We start from the raw sequence: 24,512 nt of genomic DNA on the forward strand, positions 1-24,512 counted from the left end.
AACTGGTCGATCTGGCGACGACGCCGCCAACACCAGGCACGCGCATGCCACTACCGACGTCGCGGCCACCGACCACCGCGGACATGAACTGCCGTTGCAGTACTAACGGCCTGGTCCTTGTACTCCTGGGTGAAATGACGGCGTGTCGCCACGCGATCCCCTCCGCTGCGATCAGCGGCAGTCTACGACCGAGTGTCTACAAGATCGGGAACGGTCCACCCGGGCCCGGGTGGGGGTGGCGCCGCTGCGGGCGTTGTTCGACCTGCTGCGCGGCGCAGAGACCGGCTGCGCACAGGTCGGGGCCGCACGCGCGGGCCGCCCGGGAGTGTTCTGGCGGGGCCGGTTGGTCACCGCGGTGGACGGCACGATCTTGTGCTGCCCGGACAGCCCGGCCAACCTGACGGAGTTCTGCAAGGGCGGCAGCTCACGTGGCACCAGGACCGGTTATCCGATGATCCGGGTCCTGGCGCTGGTGGCGTGTGGCACGCGTACGGTCATCGACGCGGTGTTCGGCACCGACCGGGTCGGTGAACTCGGCTACGCCCATCAGCTGCTGGTGTCGGCCCGGGCCGGGATGATCGTGCTGGCCGACCGCAACTTCGCCGCCGCCGAGTTCCTCACCGCGCTCGCTGCGACCGGTGCCGACCTGCTCGTGCGGGTCAAGAACGATCGTCGGCTCCCGATCTGCCGCACGCTGGCCGACGGGTCGTTCGTGTCTCGGATCGGGCGGGTCGAGGTCCGGGTGGTCACCGCCGCCGTCACGATCACCACCAGCGAGGGCGCCCGGACCGAGACCTACCGGCTGGTCACTACCGTGCTCGACCCCGCCGTGCCGGCGGTGGACATCGTCGGGCTCTACCACGAACGCTGGGAGATCGAGACCTGCTTCGCCGAGCTCAAGTCCACCAGTCTGGGCGGGCGGGTCCTGCGCTCACGCAGCCCGTCCGGGGTCGCCCAGGAGATCTACGCCCTGTTGATCACCTACCAGGTGCTGCGGCTCGCGATTAGCGACACCACCCTGCACCGCGCCGACGTCGATCCCGACCGCGGCAGTTTCACCGTCGCCCGCCACGCCGCCCGTGACCAGCTCATCGCCGCCGCCGGGGTCATAGCCGACACCGTGCTCGATCTCGTCGGCACGATCGGCCGCCACGTCCTGGACCAGCTCCTGCCCGCCCGCCGAGTCCGAACCAACCCGCGCGTGGTCAAACGCCCGATCTCCAAGTACGTCGCCAGCACCGCCAAGGGCCGCCACCGCGGTCTCAGCCGCCCCGCTCTGATCACCATCGAGATAGAGCCGATCTTGACAGCGCAGCCACCGGCCTAACTGAACGGCTTTGGGCCTAGTGCAGGCTGCTCGGCGAGGTGTCCGGCCCAGCGGGTGCGGGTGCGAGGAGGTGCAGTGCGCATCCTCGATCAGCCTCGGACGGGAGGGGCGTGGCATCGTGCTGTACCTGCGGCACGACCCGCGCTGGCCACTGCTCGCCGGCCCGGCAGGAGCCGCGCACGACGAGAGCACGGTCCACGGCGCTCCAGCGCCCGCCAAATCCTCGATGACGACTTCGGCGTGGGCGCCACTCCCGTGCTTCCCCGGGGCGATGCCGAGCGGCCCGCGAACCGGGATTGCTCCGCCGACGCTGGTCAGCCGGCGGCGAGCGTCGGCTGACCGACCGGAGTGCCCTGGTAGAGCCAGCGGCCGAGCAGCGCCCGCGAGAACAGCTCGTCGACGACCATGAAGCCGGCGCCCATGAGGCCGGCCCGGTCGCCGAGCTGGGAACGGGCGATCCGCAGGTCACGGGTGGCGAGCGGCAGCGAGCGTCGGTAGATCGCCTGCCGGATGGTCGCCAGCAGGAGGTCGCCGGACATCCCGACGCCGCCACCGAGCAGCACCATCGATGGGTTGAAGAAGCTGACCAGCGCCGCGAGTGTCTCGCCGACCAGGCGGCCGGCGCGCTGCAGCAGTTCGACCGCGACCGGGTCGCCGAACTCAGCGGCGTGCACGACATCCGTCGCAGTGAGCGAGCCGGCCTCCGCGAGGCAGCGGGCGAGTGCGGGGCTGCGGCCGGCCTCGGCTGCCGCGGTGGCGTCGCGGGCGAGCGCGGACCCACTGGCGAGCGCCTCGAGGCAGCCGAACTTGCCGCACCGGCACATCTGCTGGGTTGCGCCGGGGCCGGTCTCGATCAGCTCGGAGACCAGCGCGATGTGGCCGATGTCGCCGGCGCAGCCCTGCGTGCCTCGGTGCAGCCGGCCACCGGAGATGAGCCCGGCCCCGATACCAGTGCCGATCTTGACGTGGATGAGGTCGTCGGCGCCGCGGCCGAGTCCGGCGCGGTATTCGCCCAGTGCCATCGTGTTGACCTCGTTGTCCACCCAGACGGGCACGTTGAAGCGGGCGGCGAACCGGTCGCGGATCGGGTAGCCGTCCCAGCCCGGCATTATCGGCGGGGCGGCCGGCCGCCCGGATGCGAACTCGACGGGCCCGGGAACGCCCACGCCGATGCCCCATGGCGGTGTGTCCGGCTGCGCCGCGAGCATGCGGTCGAAGAGCTCCGCGACCCGGGAGAGCGTCGGCTCCGGGCCGACGGCGATGTCCCACTGCTCCTCGCGCTGCATGACCAACTGTCCGGCTAGGTCGGTGAGGCCGACGCTGATGCTCGTGGCGCCCAGCTCGGCCACCAGTACGACGGCGGCCTCGGCGCGGAACCGCAGCTCACGTGGGGCGCGGCCGCCGGTCGAAGGGCCGAGCGCGCCTTCGGCCACAAGGCCGCTGCTCGTCAGCTGGGCGAGGCGTTGGGTGACCACCGTACGTCCGAGGCCACTGCGTTGGACCAGCTCGGGTCTGGTGCGAGCGGTCTGGAACCGGACCAGGTCGAGCACTGCGACGAGCGAGTCGAGCTGGTCGGCACCCATCCCGCGATCGACCGGCGCCACCACGTGCTCGCTCCCTCCCGTGCGCCTCCGCGCGACCACAGCCGAGCGTAGAGCATTGACTTCTGTATGTCGTGAGCAATAGTTTGCTCGCGTCGGTCCAAAGGAGGGCGAGATGCGGCTCGGTTACCACTCGATCACGTGGGGCGGCGTCACCGGCGACGCGACCGGCGTGACCAGCGTGAAGGACCTCTTCTACCGGGTCCCCGGTTCGATGCACCGGGCGCTGCGCGACATCGCCGCGGCCGGCTACGAGGGCGTGGAGATGTTCGACGGCAGCGTCGCGGGTTTCGCCGACGACCCGGCCGAGCTGCGCGACCTGCTCGGCGAGACCGGGTTGGCGCTGGTCAGCGTGTACACCGGGGCGAACTTCGTGTATCGCGAGATCCTTCCCGACGAGCTGCACCGGGTGCGGCGCGCGGCCGAGCTGGCGGCGCTGTTCGGGGCGGAGCAGCTCGTGGTCGGCGGCGGGGCCCGCCGGGCGGCCGGCACCCCGGACAGCGACTACGACCGGCTGGGCGCGGCGCTCGACACCGTCACCGACATCGCTGAGGAGCATGGGCTGTCGGCCTGCTACCACCCGCACCTGACCACGATCGTCGAGAGCCCCGACGAGGTCGACAAGGTCATGTCCCGGTCGCGGATCGGGTTCTGCCCGGACACCGCGCACCTCGCCGCGGGCGGCGGCGACCCCGCCGCGCTGATCCGCCGCTACCCCGACCGGGTCCGGCACGTGCACCTCAAGGACCTGGACCGCGCGACCACCACCTTCCTGCCGCTCGGCCACGGCGACATCGACTTCACCGACGTGCTGGCCGCGGTGGAGGAGGTGGGGTACGACAGCTGGCTGCTGGTGGAGCTCGACTCCTACGACGGGGATCCCGCCGAGGCCGCCCGGATCAGCAAGGCGTTCCTCGACAAGGCGCTCGCGTGAGCCGCCGGACCGCGGTGCGGTGCGCGGGCGCGCTGGGCGCGCTGCTCCTGGTGGCGCTGACCGGGTGCGCCGGGGCCGCGAGCGTGCGGGAGCGGCCGCAGGGCGGCTACCCGCCCGCGCAGGCGGCGCTCGCCGCGCTGCAGGGCCAGGTGCTCGCGACGGGGCCGGGCGGGGAGGCCCCGGCCCGGGCCGACTCGGTGACCCTCACCGACGCCGAGGTCGCGCAGGTGCGTGAGATCGGGGCCACCGCGGCGATCGTCATGCACTACACGGGCGACGGCTGGACCGACGCCCAGATCGCGGGCCTGCGGCAGCGGTTCGGCGAGCTCGGGATCGAGATCATCGCCGTGACCGACGCGGGCTTCGAGCCCGACCGGCAGGTCTCCGACATCGAGACCGTGCTCGCGCGCCAACCCGACATCATCGTGTCCATCCCGACCGACCCCGTGGCCACTGCGGGCGCCTACGAGCAGGCCGCGGCGGCGGGCGTCCGCCTCGTGTTCATGGACAACGCGCCGTCGGGGATGGTCGCGGGCCGCGACTACGTCTCCGCGGTGTCGGCGGACAACGTCGGCAACGGCGTGGTGGCCGCGCACCTCATGGCCGACGCCCTGGGCGGCCGCGGCGAGATCGGCGTGATCTACCACGAGGCCGACTTCCAGGTCACCCGCCAGCGCTACGAGGGCTTCACGCAGACGATCGAGCGGGACTACCCGGACATCCGCATCGTCGACCGCAAGGGCGTGACCGGACCCGACTTCGCAGGCCAGGCCCAGGCCGCGGCCATCGCGATGATGGTCAAGCACCAGGAACTCGCCGGGATCTGGGGCGTGTGGGACGTGCCGACCGAGGGGATCATCGCCGCCGCCCGGTCCATCGACCGCCAGGACCTCGTGATCACCACGGAGGATCTCGGGCCGAACGTCGCGATCGCGCTGGCTTCCGGCGAGCTCGTCGCGGGGCTGGGCGCCCAGCGCCCGTACGACCAGGGCGTCACCGAGGCCACCCTCGCGGCGTACGCCCTGCTCGGCAAGCAGGCCCCGCCCTACGTGGCGCTCGACGCACTGCCGGTCACCCAGGACAACGTGCTGGACGCCTGGCGTGAGGTGTACCGGTCCGAACCGCCCGCCGCCCTGGTGGAGTCGGTGGAGGGGGGAGCGCGATGACCGGGACTCCGACGACCGCGACCACGGCAGCTCCGCCGGCCGTCGAGATGCGCGGGATCGAGAAGTCCTTCAGCGGCACCCCTGTGCTGACCGGGGTCGACTTCACCCTCGCGCCCGGCGAGGTGCACGCGCTCGCGGGCGGCAACGGCGCCGGCAAGTCCACCCTGATGAAGATCCTCCAGGGCGTGCACCGGCCCGACGGTGGGACGATCGCCGTCGGCGGGCGCGAGGTCTCCCTCACCTCGACCGCCGCGGCCGAGACGGCCGGAATCGGCATGGTGTTCCAGGAGTTCAGCCTGGTGCCTACGCTGTCGGTGGCGCGCAACGTCTTCCTCAACCACGAGCCGCTGCGCCGCGGGCTCATCGACGACGCGGCGATGGTGCGCCGGGCGGGGGAGATCCTCGCCGGGATGGGCGTGGACCTCGACCCGCGCCGTGAGGTCGCCGGCCTGCCCACCGGCTACTGGCAGCTCACCGAGATCGCGAAGGCGCTCGCGCTCGACGCCCGGGTGCTGATCATGGACGAGCCGACGGCGAGCCTGACGAAGACCGAGTCGGAGGCGCTGTTCGCGCTGATCCGGAGGTTGAAGGAACGCGGCGTCTCGATCGTCTACATCTCACACCGGATGGAGGAGATCTACCAGATCTGCGACCGGATCACCGTGCTGCGCGACGGCGGCGTGGTGCTGTCGCAGCCGCTGGCCGACCTCACCCCGGAGCGGATCGTCGAGGCGATCGTCGGGCGGCGGATGGAGAGTGCGCTGGCGTGGCAGGAGCGCCCCGCCGCCCCCGGCCCGGACGCACCACCGCTCCTGGAGGTGCGCGGGCTGTGCTCCGGCGCCGTCGTGCAGGACGTCTCCTTCACCCTGCGCGCCGGTGAGATCCTCGGCCTGGCCGGGCTGATGGGCAGCGGGCGCACGGAGCTGGCCCGGGTCATCTTCGGGATCGACCGGCCCGAGGCCGGCGAGATCCTGCTGCGCGGCGAGCCCGCCGGGATCACCAACCCGCGCATCGCCATCGCGAAGGGCATCGCGCTCGTGCCCGAGGACCGGCGCAGGCAGGGGCTCGTGCTGGAGCACTCGGTGCGGGAGAACCTCCTGCTCCCCGTGCTCGGCGGGCTCACCCGCGGCGGTGTCGTGGACGACCGGCGCGGCGACGGGATCGTCACCCGGCTCGTCGAACGGCTGCGCATCCGGCTCGTCTCCCCGAAGCGCCCGGTGCGGCTGCTCTCGGGAGGCAACCAGCAGAAGGTCGTGCTCGGTAAATGGCTCGGCCGCGACCCCGACGTGCTGATCCTCGACGAGCCCACGGCCGGGGTCGACATCGGCACCAAGACCGAGATGATCCAGCACATCCGCGAGCTGGCCGACGCCGGCAAGGCCGTCATCGTCATCTCGTCCGAGCTCGCCGAGCTGCTCGCCGTGAGCGATCGGGTCCTCGTGCTGCGCGGCGGCGCCGTCACCGCCGACCTCGACCGTCGCGAGATCCCCGACGAGGAGTCCCTCCAGCTCGCCATCCAAGGAGTCCGCACATGACCACGACGCGCGAACCGGAGACCACCCGTGCCGGGCTGCGCGGGATCGACTGGCGCAACTACGCGATCTACATCGGCTTCGCCGTCGTCTTCCTGCTCTTCGCGATCTTCCTGAGCGGCGACGGCTTCCTGACCGGGACGAACCTGCTCAACATCGTCCGGCAGACGGCGATCATCTCGGTGATGGCAGTCGCGATGACGTTCGTGATCGCGGCGGCGCAGATCGACCTGTCCGTCGGCTCGGTGGCAGGGCTCGCGAGCGTGGCGACGGCCCTCGCGATCGGGTCCACCGGCAGCACGCTGCTCGGCGTGCTCGCCGGGCTCGGCGTCGGGCTGGTCGTGGGGATCGTCAACGGCGGGCTCGTGACGTTCCTGGGGATGCCGTCGTTCCTGGTGACCCTGGCGATGCTCGGGATCGCGTTCGGGCTGGCCCAGCTGATCACGGCGTCGGCGCCGGTCCCGATCCTCGACGACACGTTCAACGCCCTGTTCGGCGGCGGGAACATCGGGCCGATTCCCGGACTGCTCGTGTGGACCGCGGTCGCCGTCGCGATCGGCGCGGTCGTGCTCGCGAAGACCCGGTACGGCCGGCAGGTGCTCGCGACGGGCGGCAACCGGGTGGCCGCCGAGTACAGCGGCGTGAACACCAAGCGGATCACCTTCACGGTGATGCTCGTGTCCTCGGTGGTCGCCGCGATCGCCGGGATGCTCTACGCCGGGCGCCTGGAGTCCGGCCGCTACCAGTGGGGCACGGGCGACGAGCTGTCGGTGATCGCCGCGGTGATCCTCGGCGGCACCAGCCTCTTCGGCGGCGCGGGCAGTGTGATCGGTGCGCTGTTCGGCTCGCTGCTCATCGGATTGATCAACAACGGCCTGATTCTCGCGGGCCTCGACAACAGCCAGCAGCAGATCATCCGGGGACTGATCATCATCGTGGCGGTCGCGCTGGCCAGGAAGAAGTGATGGGCGACCAGGTACGAGCCGGGATCGTCGGAGCCGGATTCATCGGGGCGGTGCACGCGCACGCCGTGCGGGCGGCCGGAGCGGTGGTGGCACGGGTCGCCGCGTCCACTCCGGACCGCTCGGCGGAGGCGGCCCGCCGGTTGGGCGCGCTGGCGCCGGCGGCGACGGCGGAGGAGCTGATCGAGTCCGGCGACGTGGACGTGGTGCACATCTGCACCCCGAACTCCCTGCACGTGCCGCTCGCGCGCCGGGCGCTCGCCGCCGGTAAGGCCGTGGTCTGCGAGAAGCCGCTCGCGATGACCCTGGCCGACGCCGCCGACCTCACCGCGGCCGCCGCGGGCCGCGTGGCGACCGTGCCGTTCGTCTACCGCTTCTACCCCGCGGTCCGCGAGGCCAGGGCCCGGATCGCGGCCGGTGAGGCGGGTCCGCTGCACCTGCTGCACGGGGCCTACCTGCAGGACTGGCAGGCGGGCGGGGCTCCGGCCGGCTGGCGGGGCGAGGCGGCCGAGGGCGGGGAGCACCGCGCGTTCGCCGACATCGGCGTGCACTGGTGCGACCTCGTCGAGTTCACCACCGGGCACCGCATCACCCGCCTGTCCGCGCGGACCTCGGGTGGGGGCACCGCGACGACCGTTCTCTTCGAGACCGACGCGGGCGCGTCCGGCTCGATGCTGGTCAGCCAGACGTCCGTGGGCAGGCGCAACGTCCTGCGGTTCTCCCTCGACGGCGCGGCCGCCGCGTACGAGTTCGACCAGGAGCTTCCGGAGACCCTGCACGTCGGCGGCCTCGCCGAGAACCGGGCCGTGCATCGCGGATCGCCCTCCGCCTCCCCGGCCGCGGCGCGGTACTCGCTGCTGCCGCCGGGGCACCCGCAGGGCTACCAGGACTGCTTCAACGCCTTCGTCGGCGACACCTACGCGGCGATGGCCGACGAGGCCCCCGACGGCCTCCCGACGTTCGCCGACGGCCTGCGGGCCGCCGTGCTCACCGACGCCGTCATCGACTCCACCTCCTTCGGAGCCTGGGTGGAGGTTCGTCCCTCGTGAAGCTCGGATTCCTCACCGCCTGCCTGCCCGGCCAGTCGCTGGACCGGATCGCGGCATGGGCGGGCGAGCACGGCGTCGAGGCGCTGACCGGCACACGCGATGAGAGGAGAGGACGCCGTGGTTCGTTTCCCCCGTCACCGGTGGGGCCCCCGAGCGTGGTCGAGCAGGGCCGTCGCCGTGCTCGTCGCCGCAGTCCTCATCACAGGCTGCGCGGGTGCCGCGTCCGGCGGTGGCACCGACCCGGCCAGCCCGAAGCCGCCGCAACTGCGGATGCTCTACGCCACCGCGGAGGCCAACGCGACCGCGGTGCAGAGCATCCTGCCGCGGTTCCGCGAGGTGTTCGGCTTCGACCTGCAGATTGACACCCAGCCCTACGACGCGCTGCAGCAGCGCGTCTACGCCGAGGTGGCCACCCGCAGCTCGCACTACGACATCCTCGTCGTCGACACGCCGTGGGCGCCGGCCCTCGTGCGGGCGCTGGAGCCGCTCGGCCCGTACCTGGAGAACCCGGCGCTGGGCGACGTGGCCCCCGCCCGGCTCGACGACATGATCCCGAAGGTCCTCGCCGACACCGCGGTCTACGACGCCGACGACGAGGTGCGCCAGTTCCCGACGCCGGAGACGGCCGCGGACCTGGGGTCGGTACGCAGCCAGGGCTTCGAGGTCTACGGGATGCCGCTGCAGGCCAACGCGATGGTGATGGCCTACCGCAAGGACCTGTTCGCGAACCCGGCCGAGCGGGAGGCGTTCCGCACGCGCTACGGGCGCCCTCTCACCGTCCCGGCGACGTGGGACGAGTTCGCGCAGGTCGCGGAGTTCTTCACGCGCCCGGAGCAGCGCCTCTACGGCACCACGATGATGGCCGGGGTCGGTGACTGGGCCACTGACGACTTCAAGTCGCTGCTCGCGGGCTTCGGCGGCAACGGCCGAATGATCAACGACGACCTGTCGCTCGACTTCACCGGGCGCGCCGGGGAGAAGGCGCTGACCTGGTACCACGACCTGATCAGCGGGAAGAAGAGCGTCCCGCCCGGCACCACGGCCGCGTCCTGGGACGAGGCGGCGTCCTCGTTCGACAGCGGGCTGACCGCGATGACCTTCAACTACCACTCGCTCGAGCTCGACGCGGCGGTCGGCGGCGAGATCGGCTACGCCCCGGTGCCGACGGGCGTGGGCCGCGGCCCGCACTTCGGCACCTGGATGCTCTCGATCAACAAGTACTCGCAGAACAAGGCGTGGGCCTACCGCGCGATCAGCTGGCTCACCGCGCCCGAGCAGCAGCTAGCGATGACCGCGGAGGGTCTGCACCCCAGCCGCACGTCCGTCTACCAGCAGCTCGCGGGCGACGAGTTCTACACCGCGCTCGGGGAGTCGCTCGCCGAGGGCGTCGGACGACCGCGCCTGACCAACTACACCGAGATCAGCCGGGCCATCGCCGTCGCGGTCAACACTGCCGCGAGCGGCGCGGCCACCCCGCGCGCGGCGCTGGACAAGGCGGCGGAGGACGTCAACCGGCGATTGCGCCAGGCCGGCTACAGGCTGCCGGAGGGAACCCCATGAGCACCAGCACCCCGACCCGTCCGCGGCCGGCCGGGCCGCACTCGCCCGCCGGGGCGGGCGCGGCCGCGCGCGGCCCACGGTCCGGCCGCCCCTGGCTGCTGATGGCGCCGGCGCTGGTCGTGCTGCTCCTCATGACCGTCTTCCCGGCGGTCTACCTGCTGCGGGCGAGCTTCCGCGACGAGAACCTCCTGGGCGGGCGCACCGACTGGGTCGGCCTGGAGAACTACGCGTTCGTGCTCACCGACCCCGTCGCCCGGCAGAGCCTGCTCACGACGCTGGCCTTCGTCGCGGTCTCGGTGGCGCTGCAGGTGGGGCTCGGGATGCTGCTGGCGATGCCGCTCGCGGCGCGGACGAGGGCCAACACGGTCGGCACGCTCCTGCTGCTGGTGCCGTTCGCCATCACCCCCGCCGTCTCGGGCCTGGTGTTCCGGGAGCTGCTCAACCCGAACTACGGGTGGGTGAACCACTACCTCGGGATCGGCACCGAGTGGCTCGCCCAGCCCGTCACGGCGTGGGTGGCGCTCGTCGGCCTCGAGGTGTGGGCATGGACGCCGTTCGTGGTACTGATCCTCATCGCGGGGCGGCAGGCCGTGCCGAGCGAGCCGCTCGAGGCGGCCGCCCTCGACGGCGCCGGCCGCTGGCAGACCTTCCGGCACGTCGTGCTGCCACAGCTCATGCCGTTCCTCGCGATCGCCGTGGTGCTGCGGACGATCCAGGCGTTCAAGACCTTCGACTCGTTCAAGATCCTCACCAACGGGGGGCCCGGTGAGGCGACCGAGATCGTGAATCTCGGGATCCACCGGGTCGCCCTGCAGAGTTTCCGGATCGGCGCCGCCTCGGCCGCCGCGATCCTGCTGCTCATCGTCCTGTCGCTGCTGGTGCCCGCGATGTTGCGGGTGATCGGGCGCTACGCCCGGCCCGAGGAGGCCTGATGCGATCGCCCGCGTCCGTGGTCGGCCGGGTCCTGCTGTGGGCCTGGCTCCTGCTCGGTCTCGTGCCGGTCGTGTTCATGCTGACGACCTCGTTCAAGCCCGACGAGATCGCCAAGCAGCTGCCGCCCGCGTGGCTCTTCACACCGACCCTGCAGCACTACCGCGACGTGCTCACCGGCGCCGCAGGCACCTCCGTCGGCTACGACCGCCTGCTGCTCAACAGCATGGTCGTCACGGCCGGCGCCACCGTCCTGACCGTGCTGCTCGCGGTCCCGGCCGCCTACGCGCTGTCGATGCGGCACTTTCGTGCCCGCAAAGCACTGTCGTCGTGGATCCTGTCGACGTACCTGTTCCCGCCGATCGTCGCGGTGATCCCCGTCTTCATCGCCGCCGGCTACCTGGGACTGATCGACAACTACATCGTGCTGATCGTGCCGTACGCGGCGTTCAACCTGCCGATCGCGGTCTGGATCCTGCGCAGCACCATCCTGCAGATCCCCTACGAGATCCAGGAGGCCGCGATGGTGGACGGGGCGTCGACCGGGCGGATCCTGCGCGACGTCATCTGGCCGCTGCTGGTGCCCGCAGTCGCGACCGTCGCGATCCTCTCGGCGGTGCTGGCCTGGAACGAGTTCCTGTTCGCGCTGTCACTCACCCGTGCCGACGCGAAGACCGGGCCGGTCGGGATCCAGGAGTTCACCGGCATGTTCGGCACGCAGTGGGGGAACCTGACCGCCGCCGCCACCGTGATCACCGCGCCGATCCTCGTGCTCACCCTCGTCATGCGCCGCCGGATCGTCGCCGGACTGACCTTCGGCGCCGTCAAGTAGTAAGGAGCGACTGGAGAATGCTGCGCTACACCGCGGAGATCCTCCCGTACCACGACTACCCCTTCGAGGTGGCCGTGCGGGAGCTCGCCGGGCTCGGGTTCCGCGAGATCAACCTGTGGTCCTCGGCCGAGCCGCTCGCCGCGCACGTCAACCCGGGCGACGACCCGGCGCGCATCCTCGCGGTCCTGGACCGGTACGGGATGCGGCCCTGCGGCCTCACGATGTACGGCAAGACCCAGGACGAGATGGCCGAGCGCATCGAGTTCGCCCGTGAGCTCGGTATCGACACGGTCATCTTCGACTGCGAGGCGAACTACCCCGACTTCGTCGCGACGTTCCTGCCGCCGCTGGTCGAGACGGCAGCCCGCAACGGCGTGCGGATCGCCGTGGAGAACCACCTCACCGTGCCGTTCCACGCCGGCTTCGAGTCCGGCGGCGGCGAGGACCGGCGCTGGGACGAGGGGGTGGACACCCTCGCGCAGATCACGCGGCTCGTGACCGACATCGACCACCCCAACCTGGGGATCTGCCTCGCCCCTCCGCACCTGTGGGTGGTGGGTGACGGCATCAGCGAAGCCATCACGTTCCTCGCCGAGCGCAAGCGGCTCTTCTACTACTACATCTGGGACATCGACCGCGCCTACCGCCGCGGAGCCGACGGGCTGAACTTCGGGCCGGGGGAGAAGCAGCTGCCCCGCCTGGACGGGACGCTCGACCACGCCGTACCGCTCGCTGCGCTCGCGCGGGTGGGTTACCGCGGACCGGCCAGCCTCAAGTGCCACGGCACCGGTGGCTGGCCGCTGCACCGCGTCACGGACGAACTGGCCAAGGCGGACGCCTACGTGCGTTCCTGCCTGCCGGCCGGGAAGGACTGAGAGGAAACAGATGGGCAAGTTGGACGGCAAGGTCGCGGTCATCACCGGCGGTGGACGCGGGCAGGGGCGGTCGCACGCAGTGCGGCTCGCGTCGGAGGGCGCCGACATCGTGGTCTGCGACATCACCGAGCAGGTGGGGTCGGTCATGTTCCCGACCGGCCGCCCCGGCGACCTGGACGAGACCGTCGCCGAGGTCGAGAAGACCGGCCGCCGGTGCGTGGCGATCGAAGCCGACGTCCGCAGCACCGCGGACATGAACCGGCTCGCCGACACCGCCGTGAACGAGTTCGGGCGCATCGACTTCCTGCTGGCGAACGCCGGGATCCTCAGCCTGTCGGACACCACGTGGGAGCTCACCGACGAGCAGTGGGACGACATGATCGACATCAACCTGACGGGCGTGTTCAAGGCCTGCCGGGCAGTCGTCCCGCACATCCGGGCCGGGGGCAACGGCGGGTCGATCATCATCACGTCGTCGATCGCCGGGCTGAAGGGCGTCGCGGGCTGCACCCACTACACGGCGGCCAAGCACGGGATCGTCGGGCTGATGCGGGCGCTCGCGCGTGAGCTCGCACCCGAGGGCATCCGCGTCAACACGCTGCACCCGACCGGTGTGGACTCCCCGATGTCCAACAACGACTACTTCCCACCGTGGCTCGACGAGCACAAGGAGCTCGGCGACGCCATGCGCGGCAACCTCATGCCGGTGGACGCGATGCCGGAGGCGGACGTCTCCGCGGTCGTCTCCTTCCTCTGCTCGGACGAGGCCAAGTGGATCACCGGCGTGACGCTCCCGGTGGACGCCGGGTTCCTGCTGAAGTGACGGAGGCAAGGATGGGCAGGTTGGACGGCAAGGTTGCGGTCATCACCGGCGGTGGGCGCGGGCAGGGCCGCGCCCACGCCGTGACGCTCGCGGCGGAAGGCGCCGACATCGTCATCTGCGACGCGCCGGGCGACATCGCCACGATCGAGTACGGGATGGCGACGGCCGAGGACATGCAGGAGACGGTGCGGCTGGTCGAGAAGGCGGGGCGCCGCTGCGTCGCCGTCGAGGCGGACGTCCGCGACACCGCGGACATGGCGCGGCTCGCCGAACGCACGATGGACGAGCTCGGCCGCGTCGACGCGCTGGTCTGCAACGCGGGCGTGATGAGCGCGGCCGACAGCACCTGGGAGCTCACCGACGACCAGTGGCGCGACATGCTCGACGTCAACGTCACGGGCGTGTGGAAGGTCTGCCGGGCGATCGTCCCGCATATGATCGCGGGCAAGCGCGGCGGCGCGATCACGATCACCGGCTCCACCGGCGGGCTGCGCTCGGTGGCCGGCTGCACCCACTACAACGTGGCCAAGCACGGGTGCATCGCGCTCATGCGCACGCTCGCCTGGGAGCTCGCGCCGGAGATGATCCGGGTCAACGTCGTGCACCCGACCGGTGTGAACACCGAGATGTCGAACAACGAGTGGTTCGCGCAATGGATCCAGGAGCACGATCGGCTCGCGGGCCCGATGCGCGGCAACCTCATGCCGGTCGACGTCGTGCAGCCGGAGGATGTGTCGAAGATGATCGCCTTCCTCGTGTCCGACGACGCCCGTTACGTCACGGGCACCGAGGTCCGCGTTGATGCGGGCTTCATGCTCAAGTAGCAGGGTGCACGCCGAGTCACCCCTGCGGGGGTGGCCCGGCGGACCCACGCTCGACGATCCGCCCCTGCAGGACCAGCCGCGACGGGGGCGGCCGCTCCGCGCCGAGCAGGTGCTGCAGCATCGCCACCGCCGCGTGGCCCATCGCCCGTTTCGGCACGTGGAAGGTGGTGAGTGGGGGAGAGGTGTACGCGCTCTCGGCCACGTCGTCGGTGCCGACGATCGAGATGTCGTGGGGTACGCGCAGCCCCGCCTCCCGGACCGCGTCGAGCGCACCCATCGCGCTCTTGTCGCTGACTGCGTAGACCGCGGTCGGCGGCTCGGGGAGCGACAGCAGCCGCTGCATCTGGGCGTAGCCCTTCTTCGGGTGGCCCGGCTCCTGCGGCGGCATCAGCGCCGGGTCGACGGGCAGGCCCGCCTCCTCCATCGCAGCCAGGTGACCGCGCCGCCGGTCGAGGAGGCTGACGTAGCGGGGCGAGCCGGCGAGCAACCCGATGCGGCGGTGGCCGAGCCCGATCAGGTGGCGCGTGGCGGCGAGCCCCGCGGTGTGGTTGTCCGCGACCACGGCGTGGGACGGGGCCGGCACGTAGTTCTCGATCAGGACGACCGGCACGTGGGTCTGCAGCACCCCGTCGATGACGGCCTCGCCGATGTCGCCGCCGTTCGCCACGAGCAGGCCGTCGACGTCACGGCCCATGAGAGCGCGGATGTCGCCGATCGGGTCGGCGCCGGGCCGGTAGAGGTGCAGGAGCATCTGGAAGCCCGCATCGCGCGCCGCTTCCTCCACCCCGGACACGATCTCGGCGATGAAGCCGTCGCTGCTGGCAGAAGCGGAGAGGTTCTCCATCAGCAGGCCGAGCACCGCCGTGCGCTTGCCGGGCGTGGGCCGGGCGGCCTGGGTGTAGTTCAGCGACTCCACCGCATCCAGCACCCGTCGGCGCCGCTCGGCGGAGACCCCGGACTTACCGTTGAGCACGAGCGACACGGCCGAGACGGAGACCCCGGCCGCCGACGCGACGTCGCGCAGGGTCGCCCGCCGTGCGACCGGGATGTCGTCGGTGTCCGTCGGAACCACCTCCGGGATGGTACGGCCCGCCGTTCCCGCCCGAGCAGCGAATTCACGGCGACCTGAACAAGACGAGAACAGACAAGAACAAGAGCTTACGTGATCGCCTGGGCTCATGGTCGATCCGGCGCCGAGTCGTGCCGGTTCCCGGGACCGATCCGCGGATGAGCAGGTGGGCGGCGTGGAACGGCTGCGAACGTGATCGGAACAAGACTGAAACAGACTCTTGTGTATCGGTGGAACACCGAGGTAGCGTTCCGGCCGTCTTCCCCGCCGTCGGGTTACTCCTCCCCGAACGGCCGATCGCAGTCGTCAGTGCCGGCAGGGCTCCAGGGGGCCGCCGCACGCCCTCGGAAGGTGGACCGTTGCCCGACGCCGTGAACGCCCGGATGCACGTGGCCCTCAACCGTCCCGCGGTGGAGTACAGCCGCGGGATCTTCGGTCACTTCATCGAGCACTTCCACCGGCAGATCTACGGCGGCCTGTTCGACCCCGGCTCGCCACTCAGTGACCAGCAGGGCTTCCGCACGGACGTGATCGAAGCGATCCAGGAGCTGCGTCCCGACGTCGTCCGGTGGCCCGGCGGGTGCTTCGTCTCCGGCTACCACTGGCTCGATGGGGTGGGTCCGGACCGCGTTCCGTCCTGGGACAAGGCGTGGCGCGTCGAGGACCCCAACACCTTCGGCACCGACGAGTTCATCGAGTGGTGCCGCGCCGTCGGCACCACGCCCTACATCTGCACCAACGCGGGCACGGGCACCGCGGAGGAGATGAGCGACTGGCTCGAGTACTGCAACCTGCCCGCCGCAGGCCGGTGGGCCCGCTGTCCGGTGCCAGTCGATCTGAGCCACTATGCGTCCTTGGCCTGCGGTGGCTCGGATCGACTGGCGACGACAGACCGTCGGTTTGCCATCCGATCTGAGCCACTCCAGCCCGCGACGGCAGCCCGGGCCGGCTCGGCGTGTTGAAGCGATGCGCGATTGGACCGGCGTACTCGATCGGCCTCCGGGTGCTCGTGCGCGCCGACCGCCAGTTCCGCGCCTGCCCGGGCTGGCTGGTGCTCACCCACCCGACCGGACACCCCGGCGGCTGCTGCAGCTCACCGGGCTCGACTCCGCCCTGACCGTGCACCGCCCCACCGCGACCACCCCGACACGGGCACCGATCGCCGGTGAATCGGGACCATCCGACTCTTGATGAACGCCACAGGGTGTGGCTCCCGGCGAACGGGGTAGACGCAGTGCGATTCCCGTTGAGCCCGGGCCCGCCCGATGATCAAGGAGGAACAGCCATGGCCCACGAACTGCGCGGCCGGACGATCGCGACCCTGGCCGCGGACGGGGTCGAGCGCGTCGAGCTCGACCTGCCCCGCGGCGCCCTCTACGGCGCCGGCGCCACCGTCGAGGTTCTCTCACTGCACACCGGCTCCTTGTGGGCACGGGAGTGGGACAAGGACCCGGCCGGCACGATCACGGTCGACCGGGAGGTCAGCGAGGCGTCGGTCAGCGACTACGACGCGCTGCTGCTGCCCGGCGGCACGGTCAACCCAGACCAGCTACGCACCGACCCCACCGCGGTGGAGTTCGTGCGCGCCTTCGTGGCCACCGGCAAACCGGTCGCCTCGATCTGCCACGGCCCCTGGACCCTCGCCGAGGCCGACGTGATCCGCGGGCGGCGACTCACGTCGTGGGCCTCGATCCGCACCGACCTGCGCAACGCCGGCGCCGAGGTCGTCGACGAGGAGGTCTGCATCGACGGCCAGTTCACCACCAGCCGATCCCCGTTCGACCTGCCCGCCTTCTGCGCGGCGATCGTCGAACAGTTCGCGGCCGTCCCGGCTGCAACCTGACCCCACCACTGACCGCCACGGCACCCGAACCTGGGAAGGAATTGCTCATGAAGGCTCTCGTCTATCACGGTCCGCGCCAGGTCAGCGTCGACGAGGTTCCCGACGCCCGGATCGAGAAGCCCACCGACGTCCTGGTCAAGATCACGGCAACGAACATCTGCGGGTCGGACCTGCACATGTACGAAGGCCGCACCGACTTCGAGCAGGGCCGCATCTTCGGCCACGAGAACCTCGGCGAGGTCATCGAGGTCGGCGACGGCGTCGACAAAATCAGGGTCGGGGACATGGTCTCCGCCCCGTTCAACGTCAGCTGCGGGCACTGCCGCAACTGCGAACACGGACTGACCAACTACTGCCTGACCGCCAACGAACCCGACATGGCAGGGGGCGCCTACGGGTTCGCCGACATGGGCGGCTGGGCCGGCGGGCAGGCCGAGTACCTGCGCATCCCGTGGGGCGATTTCCAGTGCCTGCGCCTGCCCGAGGACGCCAAGGACAAGCAGAACGACTACACGATGCTCTCCGACATCCTGCCCACCGGCTGGCACGCCGTGGAGATGTCGGGCCTGGTCCCCGGCGAGACCATCGTGATCTACGGCGGCGGCCCGGTCGGGCTGATGGCCGCGCTGTCGGCGTCGGTGAAGGGCGCGGCGAAGGTGATGGTCGTCGACCGCCACCCCGACCGGCTCAAGCTGGCCGAACAGGTCGGCGCGATCCCGATCGACGACTCCAAGGGCTCCCCGGTCGACCAGGTCATGGAACAGACCAACGGCCGCGGCGCCGACCGCGGCGCCGAGTGCGTCGGCTACCAGGCCCACGACCCCCAGGGCAACGAGGACAACGCGCTGACCCTCAACAACCTGGTCGCCTCGGTGAAATTCACTGGCGGCATCGGCACCGTCGGCGTGTTCATCCCCCAGGACCCCGGCGCCCCCGACGAGCTCGCCCAACAGGGCAAGGCCCGCTTCGACTTCGGCACCTTCTGGTTCAAGGGCCAGCAGATGGGCTGCGGCCAGGCCCCGGTCAAGCGCTACAACCGCCACCTGCGCGACCTGATCGCCGAAAACAAGATGACGCCCTCCTGGATCGTGTCCCACAACCTGACCCTCGACCAGGCGCCGGAGGCCTACCAGCACTTCGACGCCCGCGACGACGGCTGGACCAAGGTCGTGCTCAACCCCGCGTGAACCACCGGGCCGAGAGCCAGGTGCCGCGAGAAACGGAAAGGGAAGGGGAACAACGATGAGACAGGTCGAGACGGTGGCCCTCGACGATGCCCGCAGGGTGATCGCCGCGGGCGAGCAGAAGGCCCGCGAGATCGGGTCTCCGAGCAACGTGGCGGGGTCGACGCGGGCGGGAACCTGGTCGCACACATCCGGATGGACGACGCCTGGATGGGCAGCATCGACATTTCGATCAACAAGGCGTTCACCGCGCGGGCCTTCGACACCTCGACCGGTGACCTCGCGAAGAACTCCCAGCCCGGCGAGCAGTTCTACGGCATCAGCGACTCCAACCACGGCCGCGTGATGATCTTCGCCGGAGGTCTGCCGCTGCGCGGCAACAACGGGACCGTCGTCGGCGGGGTCGGAGTCTCCGGGGGCACCGGCGAGCAGGACCAGATCGTCGCCGAGGCTGCCATGGCCGCGTTCTGACCCCGCGCCCGCCGACCGTCCCGGACCCGCCAGGAGTGCCGATGACTCATCCCCCCGAGGTTCTGCCCGGCAGGCGGTTGGATGCCCACCACCACCTGTGGAGCGCCGCGCGGGTCGAGCGCGGCGACTACCACTGGATGCCGACCGACGGGCCGCTGCGCGGGGATCACCTGCCCGAGCACCTCGCCCCGGCCCTCGAGGCCGCCGGGGTCGGCGGGACGATCGTGGTGCAGGCCGCACCGACGGTGGAGGAGACCCGGTTCCTGCTCGAGCTCGCCCACGCCACCGACTTCGTGCTCGGGGTGACCGGGTGGGTGGCCCTCGACCGGCCCGAGGACGCCGAGCTGCTGGCCGAGCTCGCCGCCGACGAGTATCTGCGGGCGGTGCGACCCATGATCCACGACCTGCCTGACCCGAACTGGGTCACACGCCCGCAGGTGCGCGCCAACCTCGAGCGGCTCCACGAGCTGGGGCTGCGGTTCGAGGCCCTCACCCGCACCGAGCACCTGTCCGCCGTCGCTGCCGCGCTGGAGGCGGTCCCGGAGCTGCCGGCAGTGATCAACCACCTGTCCAAGCCCACCTACCGGCCGGACGCCGACGACCAGTGGCGCCAATGGATGCTGCGGTTGGCCGAGCGGCCCAACACGTGGTGTAAGTTCTCCGGGATGCTCACCGAAGTCGGCCGCGGCTGGTCGGCGGCGCAGTTCCAGCCGTACGCGGACTTCCTGTTCGAGACTTTCGGCGCCGACCGCGTCATGTTCGGCAGCGACTGGCCGGTTTCCAGCCAGCTACTCGGCTACACCGACGTGGTCGCGCTGACCGACCAGCTCGTCCCCGAGCTGGGACCCGCCGGGGTCGACTCATTCTGGGCCCACACCGCCGAGCGCTTCTACGGCGTGCGAGCACCCGCCGCCACGCCGCCGGCTCGCTCGGATCAACCGCTGTCGTCGTGACAGCACCCCGCACGCGACGACGTCTTTCGAAGGAGATCGATCATGGCTGAACCAGTGACCGTGGGGCTTCTCGTGCGTATCGAGGCGCTGCCAGGCCGAGAAAGCGACGTCGAGGACTTCCTGCAGCAAGGGCTCGGCATCGTGGAGCAGGAGCCCAACACGGTGCGGTGGTTCGCCATCCGCTTCGGGCCCTCGTCCTTCGGCATCTACGACGCCTTTCCCGACGACTCCGGTCGCCAGGCCCACCTCTCGGGCCAGGTCGCCCAAGCCCTCGCCGACAACACCGGCACCCTGTTCGCCCAGCCCACCATCGAACCCGTGGACGTCATCGCCGAGAAGCCACCGATCTGATAACCGTGTGTCGGAGCTCCGGTCGGCGGTACCGCCGCGGCCGCGGCCGCGGACGCGGCCGTTGAACGAACAACGGGGTAGCCGAGATCGGCCCGCCCAGGTTCGGCGTCAGCGCCGAAATGGTGGCGTCGGGGTCGGGGCAGCGGGTTTGATCTCGGCGATGCGGGCGTGCATACGGGCCAGTCAATCGTGCCTGCCCACCGTGCCGAACCACGTGCGGCTCATCCGGCAGCGTGTCCGCCCAGGGTCACCGGCGGCGGTTCCAGATCCAGGCCCAGCGCGACTCGCCGCGCAGGTCAAGCAGAAGCTCGGTGAGTCGCACGACTTCGGGGTAGATCGCGATCCGGACGGCAAGGCTGTTGACCATGTCGTGGCCGAGGAGCTTCGTGTCGACCATGAGCGGGATCGCGGCGCCGTTGCGGGCGAGGATGTCTAGGCGGTGCCGTTGGAGCGGGGTCAAGGTGGGCCGGCGGAGGATGCGAGAACGCCAGATCTGCGAGGCATGGTGGTGCGTGCCGGCCACCACGGCCCTGGCGTGGTCGCGCAGCAGCCGTTCTTGGCGGCGCTGAGACCGAGCGAGCTCGGGGATATCGGCGAGGTCGAGCTGGCTGGCGGGGTTGCGGATGCTGGGCCCGATCCAGAGCCGGTGACGCCGACAGATCATGTAGTGGTCGGGCAACTTGCAGGGCACCGGGTCGAGCAGGCCGTGGCGGGCGGCGCAGCGACGACAGGCCGGGCGGAGCCCGTGGCCGTAGGGCTGCCGGCGCCCGAAGGCGTCCCGGTCGTCGGGGCCTGGCCCCCAGTAGAGCCGCGTGATGCGGTCGAGGGGCTGCCCGGTCGCGGCGGCGAGACGCTCGCGGGTCTGCTCTCCGAAGCCACGGCCGGCGTGCCCGGGTGGGCGGCGAACGTGGATCAGGTTGCTGAGCTGGGTGACGGTCAGGTGGTTGGCGTTGGCCAGGCGGCGCAGGTAGTGGTGGATTGCCTCGTAAGGCAGCGGCGCGACCGTCTGGGGCAACGGCGCGGGCGGCAGCGCGGTCATCCAGTCGCGGATCCGGACGTGCCCGGCTGGGTTGACCGTCACCGGGTGCTGCTGGCGCGCCGGGTCGCCGACTCGGCGGCGTGGTCGATGCGGACCTTGTCCAGCAGCGGCTGGGTCAGGGCCTCGGTGCCGGACAGGATCGCCCGGATCGCCGCGGCTCGGGTGAGGTGCGCCAGGCTGCCGATCATGCCGCCGGTGCGGGCGTGCAGGTACTTGGCCTGCTCGACCAGGGCGCCGGGCCGGTGCTGGTGCAGCCGCAGGGTGGCTTCCATGGCCGCGACCAGCTGGCGCCATTCGTCGCCGTAGGGGAACGGGCCGGTGGGGATCAGGCTGCAGCGCCCGGCGAGCTGACGGCCGCGGGTGCCGGTGAACACCCCGGAGCGCTCGACGTCGATCCCGGCATAGACGAACGTGGCGGGCAGGTGCTCGGTGAAGTACTTGAGGTGATCGGAGAGGTCCTCCCCGGCCGAGGTCTGCAGGTTCAAGTTGTGGATCTCGTCGACGATCACCAGGTCGGTGCGGGCATCGATGAGCACCCGGCAGACCGCGTCGGCGATGTCGGTGACGTTCTGCCGGGCCCCGACCGGGGGTAGGCCGAGGAAGCGGGCGAACTCCATGGCCAGCTTGCGCGGAGATCCCTTGGGTGGGCAGGTGACATAAACGATCGGGATCCGGTCACTGCGCGGGAACCGGGCTCGGGTCCGCAGCTCGTGCACCCTCCCGAGCTGCTTGATCGCGGTCGTCTTGCCGGTGGCCGCCGCGCCGGAGACCATCAGCCCGCGCCGGGCGCCGATCTCGCGCTGGTTCATCAGGGTGAGCAGCCGGCCCTCCTCGGTGATCTCGGAGATGGCCGAGGTGGTGACTACGACCAGCTCGGCGTGGTGGGCGATGCGGGCCTCGTCGTAGTCGCGCCGCTGCGCCTCGGAGAGTTCCGACCAGCGATCGGCGTGCAGCAGCTCGACGATGGAGGGGTCGGCGTGGACGAATCGCCGCCACCCGTCCAGGGTGCTGGTGGGCAGCCGGCGGTCCTCGAGCTGGCCGGCGTCACCGGCACCGGACTCGGCCTGGCTCGGGTCGGCCTCAACGGTCATGGCACTACCACTGGATGTCACCACCACTTCTCGGCTTCCTTTCGGGCGTCGAACAACGGCAGCGCGATCACCTCTGCCGTGTCGCCGTCGGTGTCGTCCGCGGTTTCCGCCGCAGGCTCGGTCGAGGTGTCCGGAGCGGGGACGGGCCGGTCGACGGCGGTGGCGCGGGTGCGCCCGACGACCCGCCGGGTGCGGGCCGATCGGCGGCGCTTCGCCTCGTGAGGCTCTGGCTGGTCAGGGCCGTGTTCGGCGGTGTCAAGCAGGCGGGCGGCGGCCTCGGCGATCTCGGACTCGGTGACCGGGTCGCTGCCGCGGGCGGCGACGATCTCGCGGGCGTGGGCCCAGGTGAGCTCCCCGAACGGGACTGGTGCGCTGCGTAGGTGGGTCCAGGCGGCTTCGAGGAAGCCCTGCTCGTGGTGGTTGCGCACCCAGATCCGGGAGATGTCATAGGGGTCGTGGTGGATCTCCCAACGGCCGTTGTTCGTGCTCACCCCGGAGTCCTGGCCGCGGTAGGGGTTCAGCGCGGCGCTGTCGTAGCGCCGTTGGCCGAGCTTGATCCCGTAGGAGTTGATCGCCCGCCAGGTGGTCGGCAACAGCTCGATGTAGTCGTCCGGGCCGAGCGGGACCGGGACGTAGCCGGCGACCGCGACCAGGGCGGCGTAGCGCTCGTTCGGGGTCAGCGCCTGGCCCGGTGTCAGCGGGTCGCGCAGCCCCTCGTGCGGCCGGTTCTGCCAGACCGCGACGATCCACTCGTCGAGCAGCGCTTGCAGTTCTGCCATCGACCACACGGCCTGCTGCTCGGCGTCGCGGCCGCGGTGCTCGACGCTGCGCCCGACGTAGCCGGCCACGTACTGGGCGAACAGCGTCGACACCGATCCCAGGGTGCGTTCGATGATCGGTTTGTCGGTCGGGGTGTCCGGGTGCGCGGGCTGCAGGCTGATCCCCAACGAGCGACACGCCGCCCGGAACGTGGCCGAGAGGTAGGCCTTGCCGTGGTCACACACGATCGTCTCCGGGACGATCACCGGGCGGGCTGCGGCGTGCTCGAGGCGGGCATCGATGGCGGTCAGGGGTTCGTGCGGTAGCACCGAGCGAGTCATCCGCAGCGCGTCGGCCCAGCCCGGGCGCATCGGCTCCGGGGTCACCGCTCGGGCCAGCAGCAGCGCGGCGTCGACGGCCTTGGTGGTCGGGCGCAGCACTGCGGCGGCGATGGTGCGGGTGGCGTGGTCGACCAGCCCGGTCAGCTCCACCCTGTCCACGGTGCCGTCGTCGAGGACCACCCGGACATCGAGCGGTGTGGAGTCGATCTGCGTCCACTGACCGGGCCGGGACGCCGTCACCGCGGCGAACGGACCGTCGGGCTGCTTGGCCAGCGAGCGGCGGGTCCGCGCCGACCCGAAGGTGTGCTGTCCCGCGGACAGGCGGGCCACCAGCCGATAGAAGCTGCGCTCGGCCGGTAGCGCCGGCGGGTCCGGGTCGGCGGCCACGAGCTGCTCGACCCGCCGGCGCAGCCGGGCGACGGTGCCGGTCGACCGGTCGGTCTGCTCGGCGATCGCCTGTCGGGTCGCCTCGATCACCCGCGGGTCGGTGCGCCCTCCGGGCGCCCGGCCGCGGGCGGCGCGGGCGTGGCGCTGATCGATTAGGCCCCAGAGCCCGTCGCGCTCGTAGCGGCGGCGTAGCCGCTTGAGTGTGGACAACCCGACCTCATGGCCGGCGGCGGTCAGGGCGGCGTGTTTGGCCAGTTCTCGCTGCCGCAGCGAGTGTCGGGCCGGGTCGTACTCGGGGCGCGGGGCGGCGCCCGGCGCAGCGTCGGGCCCGACACCGGTGAGCACCTCGACCAGGTGCTGTTCCCACCACTGCGCGCGCGCCCGCGCCTCCTGCGGGAGCTGCTCGATCGTGGCCTGGCCGGACAGTCTCGGCCGGTTCGCGGTGACCAGCTCGAAGCTCGCATCGGCCATCAGGTGCCCGATCCGCATCGCCGTGGCCGCGCCGGTCACGTCGACCAGCCGCACCGCCGTCCCGTCCAGCGCGACGACCCGGTAGCTGTCGCCGTCGAGGCGGATCTCGTCGCCCGGCGCCAGGACCGGCAACCCCAT

At 71.3% G+C, this 24,512-nt stretch carries 22 protein-coding genes and 1 pseudogene; 18 read left to right on the plus strand and 5 right to left on the minus strand.

Features of this window, described 5'->3' with window-relative positions:
* Positions 1 to 142 precede the first annotated feature (142 nt).
* Positions 143 to 1,327 (plus strand): IS4 family transposase, encoded by a 1,185-nt coding sequence (locus tag CFP66_RS32925; RefSeq protein ID WP_233159927.1) that lies wholly within the window; start codon positions 143 to 145, stop codon positions 1,325 to 1,327.
* Positions 1,328 to 1,641: 314 nt separating this feature from the next.
* Here CFP66_RS32925 and CFP66_RS32930 read toward each other — a convergent pair whose 3' ends face one another.
* Positions 1,642 to 2,910, minus strand: a complete 1,269-nt coding sequence (locus tag CFP66_RS32930) for an ROK family protein (protein WP_094929361.1) — start codon at positions 2,908 to 2,910, stop codon at positions 1,642 to 1,644.
* 133 nt (positions 2,911 to 3,043) lie between these two features.
* Between CFP66_RS32930 and CFP66_RS32935 the strand changes: the two genes are divergently transcribed.
* The 11 genes from CFP66_RS32935 (at position 3,044) to CFP66_RS32985 (ending at position 14,415) form a co-directional block, all read left to right on the plus strand.
* Positions 3,044 to 3,862 (plus strand): sugar phosphate isomerase/epimerase, encoded by an 819-nt coding sequence (locus tag CFP66_RS32935; RefSeq protein ID WP_094929154.1) that lies wholly within the window; start codon positions 3,044 to 3,046, stop codon positions 3,860 to 3,862.
* The gene (locus CFP66_RS32940) at positions 3,859 to 5,028 is read left to right on the plus strand and encodes a substrate-binding domain-containing protein (protein ID WP_198961824.1); all 1,170 of its coding nucleotides are present in this window, start codon (positions 3,859 to 3,861) and stop codon (positions 5,026 to 5,028) included. Before CFP66_RS32935 ends, CFP66_RS32940 begins: the two co-directional genes overlap by 4 nt.
* Complete coding sequence (locus CFP66_RS32945) at positions 5,025 to 6,563, plus strand: sugar ABC transporter ATP-binding protein (RefSeq protein WP_198961825.1); 1,539 nt, start codon at positions 5,025 to 5,027, stop codon at positions 6,561 to 6,563. Before CFP66_RS32940 ends, CFP66_RS32945 begins: the two co-directional genes overlap by 4 nt.
* Entirely contained in the window at positions 6,560 to 7,525 is a 966-nt protein-coding gene (locus tag CFP66_RS32950; protein WP_094929155.1) for an ABC transporter permease, read from the plus strand. Before CFP66_RS32945 ends, CFP66_RS32950 begins: the two co-directional genes overlap by 4 nt.
* Positions 7,525 to 8,571 carry a Gfo/Idh/MocA family protein gene (locus tag CFP66_RS32955; RefSeq protein ID WP_094929156.1) on the plus strand — a complete coding sequence of 349 codons (1,047 nt, stop codon included), beginning with the start codon at positions 7,525 to 7,527 and terminating at the stop codon, positions 8,569 to 8,571. Before CFP66_RS32950 ends, CFP66_RS32955 begins: the two co-directional genes overlap by 1 nt.
* A gap of 117 nt (positions 8,572 to 8,688) precedes the next feature.
* Positions 8,689 to 10,131: an extracellular solute-binding protein gene (locus tag CFP66_RS32960; protein ID WP_158228295.1), complete on the plus strand. Its 1,443-nt coding sequence runs from the start codon at positions 8,689 to 8,691 to the stop codon at positions 10,129 to 10,131.
* Entirely contained in the window at positions 10,128 to 11,063 is a 936-nt protein-coding gene (locus CFP66_RS32965; RefSeq protein WP_094929158.1) for a carbohydrate ABC transporter permease, read from the plus strand. Before CFP66_RS32960 ends, CFP66_RS32965 begins: the two co-directional genes overlap by 4 nt.
* On the plus strand, positions 11,063 to 11,893 hold the full coding sequence (locus tag CFP66_RS32970; RefSeq protein WP_094929159.1) for a carbohydrate ABC transporter permease: 831 nt from the start codon (positions 11,063 to 11,065) through the stop codon (positions 11,891 to 11,893). Before CFP66_RS32965 ends, CFP66_RS32970 begins: the two co-directional genes overlap by 1 nt.
* Positions 11,894 to 11,910: 17 nt before the next feature.
* Entirely contained in the window at positions 11,911 to 12,768 is an 858-nt protein-coding gene (locus CFP66_RS32975) for a sugar phosphate isomerase/epimerase (RefSeq protein ID WP_094929160.1), read from the plus strand.
* 10 nt (positions 12,769 to 12,778) lie between these two features.
* Positions 12,779 to 13,591, plus strand: a complete 813-nt coding sequence (locus CFP66_RS32980) for a mycofactocin-coupled SDR family oxidoreductase (RefSeq protein WP_094929161.1) — start codon at positions 12,779 to 12,781, stop codon at positions 13,589 to 13,591.
* An 11-nt stretch (positions 13,592 to 13,602) separates the two neighbouring features.
* Complete coding sequence (locus tag CFP66_RS32985; protein ID WP_094929162.1) at positions 13,603 to 14,415, plus strand: mycofactocin-coupled SDR family oxidoreductase; 813 nt, start codon at positions 13,603 to 13,605, stop codon at positions 14,413 to 14,415.
* 16 nt (positions 14,416 to 14,431) lie between these two features.
* On the opposite strand, the gene CFP66_RS32990 is transcribed toward CFP66_RS32985, so the two are convergent.
* Positions 14,432 to 15,487, minus strand: a complete 1,056-nt coding sequence (locus CFP66_RS32990) for a LacI family DNA-binding transcriptional regulator (RefSeq protein WP_158228296.1) — start codon at positions 15,485 to 15,487, stop codon at positions 14,432 to 14,434.
* Positions 15,488 to 15,843: 356 nt separating this feature from the next.
* On the opposite strand from CFP66_RS32990, the gene CFP66_RS32995 reads away from it, so the two are divergent.
* The 6 genes and pseudogenes from CFP66_RS32995 to CFP66_RS33020 all read left to right on the plus strand — a co-directional run bounded on the left by CFP66_RS32995 (position 15,844) and on the right by CFP66_RS33020 (position 20,286).
* Positions 15,844 to 16,446, plus strand: a complete 603-nt coding sequence (locus CFP66_RS32995; RefSeq protein ID WP_198961826.1) for a hypothetical protein — start codon at positions 15,844 to 15,846, stop codon at positions 16,444 to 16,446.
* Positions 16,447 to 16,769: 323 nt separating this feature from the next.
* Positions 16,770 to 17,327 carry a type 1 glutamine amidotransferase domain-containing protein gene (locus CFP66_RS33000; protein WP_094929164.1) on the plus strand — a complete coding sequence of 186 codons (558 nt, stop codon included), beginning with the start codon at positions 16,770 to 16,772 and terminating at the stop codon, positions 17,325 to 17,327.
* A 47-nt stretch (positions 17,328 to 17,374) separates the two neighbouring features.
* Positions 17,375 to 18,514 (plus strand): glutathione-independent formaldehyde dehydrogenase, encoded by a 1,140-nt coding sequence (locus tag CFP66_RS33005; protein WP_094929165.1) that lies wholly within the window; start codon positions 17,375 to 17,377, stop codon positions 18,512 to 18,514.
* A gap of 55 nt (positions 18,515 to 18,569) precedes the next feature.
* Positions 18,570 to 18,982: pseudogene (locus tag CFP66_RS33010) on the plus strand (heme-binding protein).
* Between the two features lie 41 nt (positions 18,983 to 19,023).
* Entirely contained in the window at positions 19,024 to 19,935 is a 912-nt protein-coding gene (locus CFP66_RS33015; RefSeq protein ID WP_094929166.1) for an amidohydrolase, read from the plus strand.
* Positions 19,936 to 19,977: 42 nt separating this feature from the next.
* A complete protein-coding gene (locus tag CFP66_RS33020) occupies positions 19,978 to 20,286 on the plus strand; it encodes a putative quinol monooxygenase (RefSeq protein ID WP_094929167.1) in 309 nt (102 codons plus the stop codon).
* Positions 20,287 to 20,533: 247 nt separating this feature from the next.
* On the opposite strand, the gene CFP66_RS33025 is transcribed toward CFP66_RS33020, so the two are convergent.
* Genes CFP66_RS33025 through CFP66_RS33035 form a run of 3 tightly spaced genes read right to left on the minus strand, consistent with a single transcriptional unit; the run spans position 20,534 to position 24,512 of the window.
* Positions 20,534 to 21,325, minus strand: a complete 792-nt coding sequence (locus CFP66_RS33025) for a hypothetical protein (protein WP_143517442.1) — start codon at positions 21,323 to 21,325, stop codon at positions 20,534 to 20,536.
* 38 nt (positions 21,326 to 21,363) lie between these two features.
* Positions 21,364 to 22,416, minus strand: coding sequence for an ATP-binding protein (locus CFP66_RS33030; RefSeq protein WP_094929169.1), 1,053 nt, complete (start codon positions 22,414 to 22,416; stop codon positions 21,364 to 21,366).
* 17 nt (positions 22,417 to 22,433) lie between these two features.
* Positions 22,434 to 24,512 carry a Mu transposase C-terminal domain-containing protein gene (locus CFP66_RS33035; RefSeq protein ID WP_198961827.1) on the minus strand — a complete coding sequence of 693 codons (2,079 nt, stop codon included), beginning with the start codon at positions 24,510 to 24,512 and terminating at the stop codon, positions 22,434 to 22,436.

Source organism: Pseudonocardia sp. MH-G8 (genome assembly GCF_002262885.1).
Classification (GTDB): domain Bacteria; phylum Actinomycetota; class Actinomycetes; order Mycobacteriales; family Pseudonocardiaceae; genus Pseudonocardia.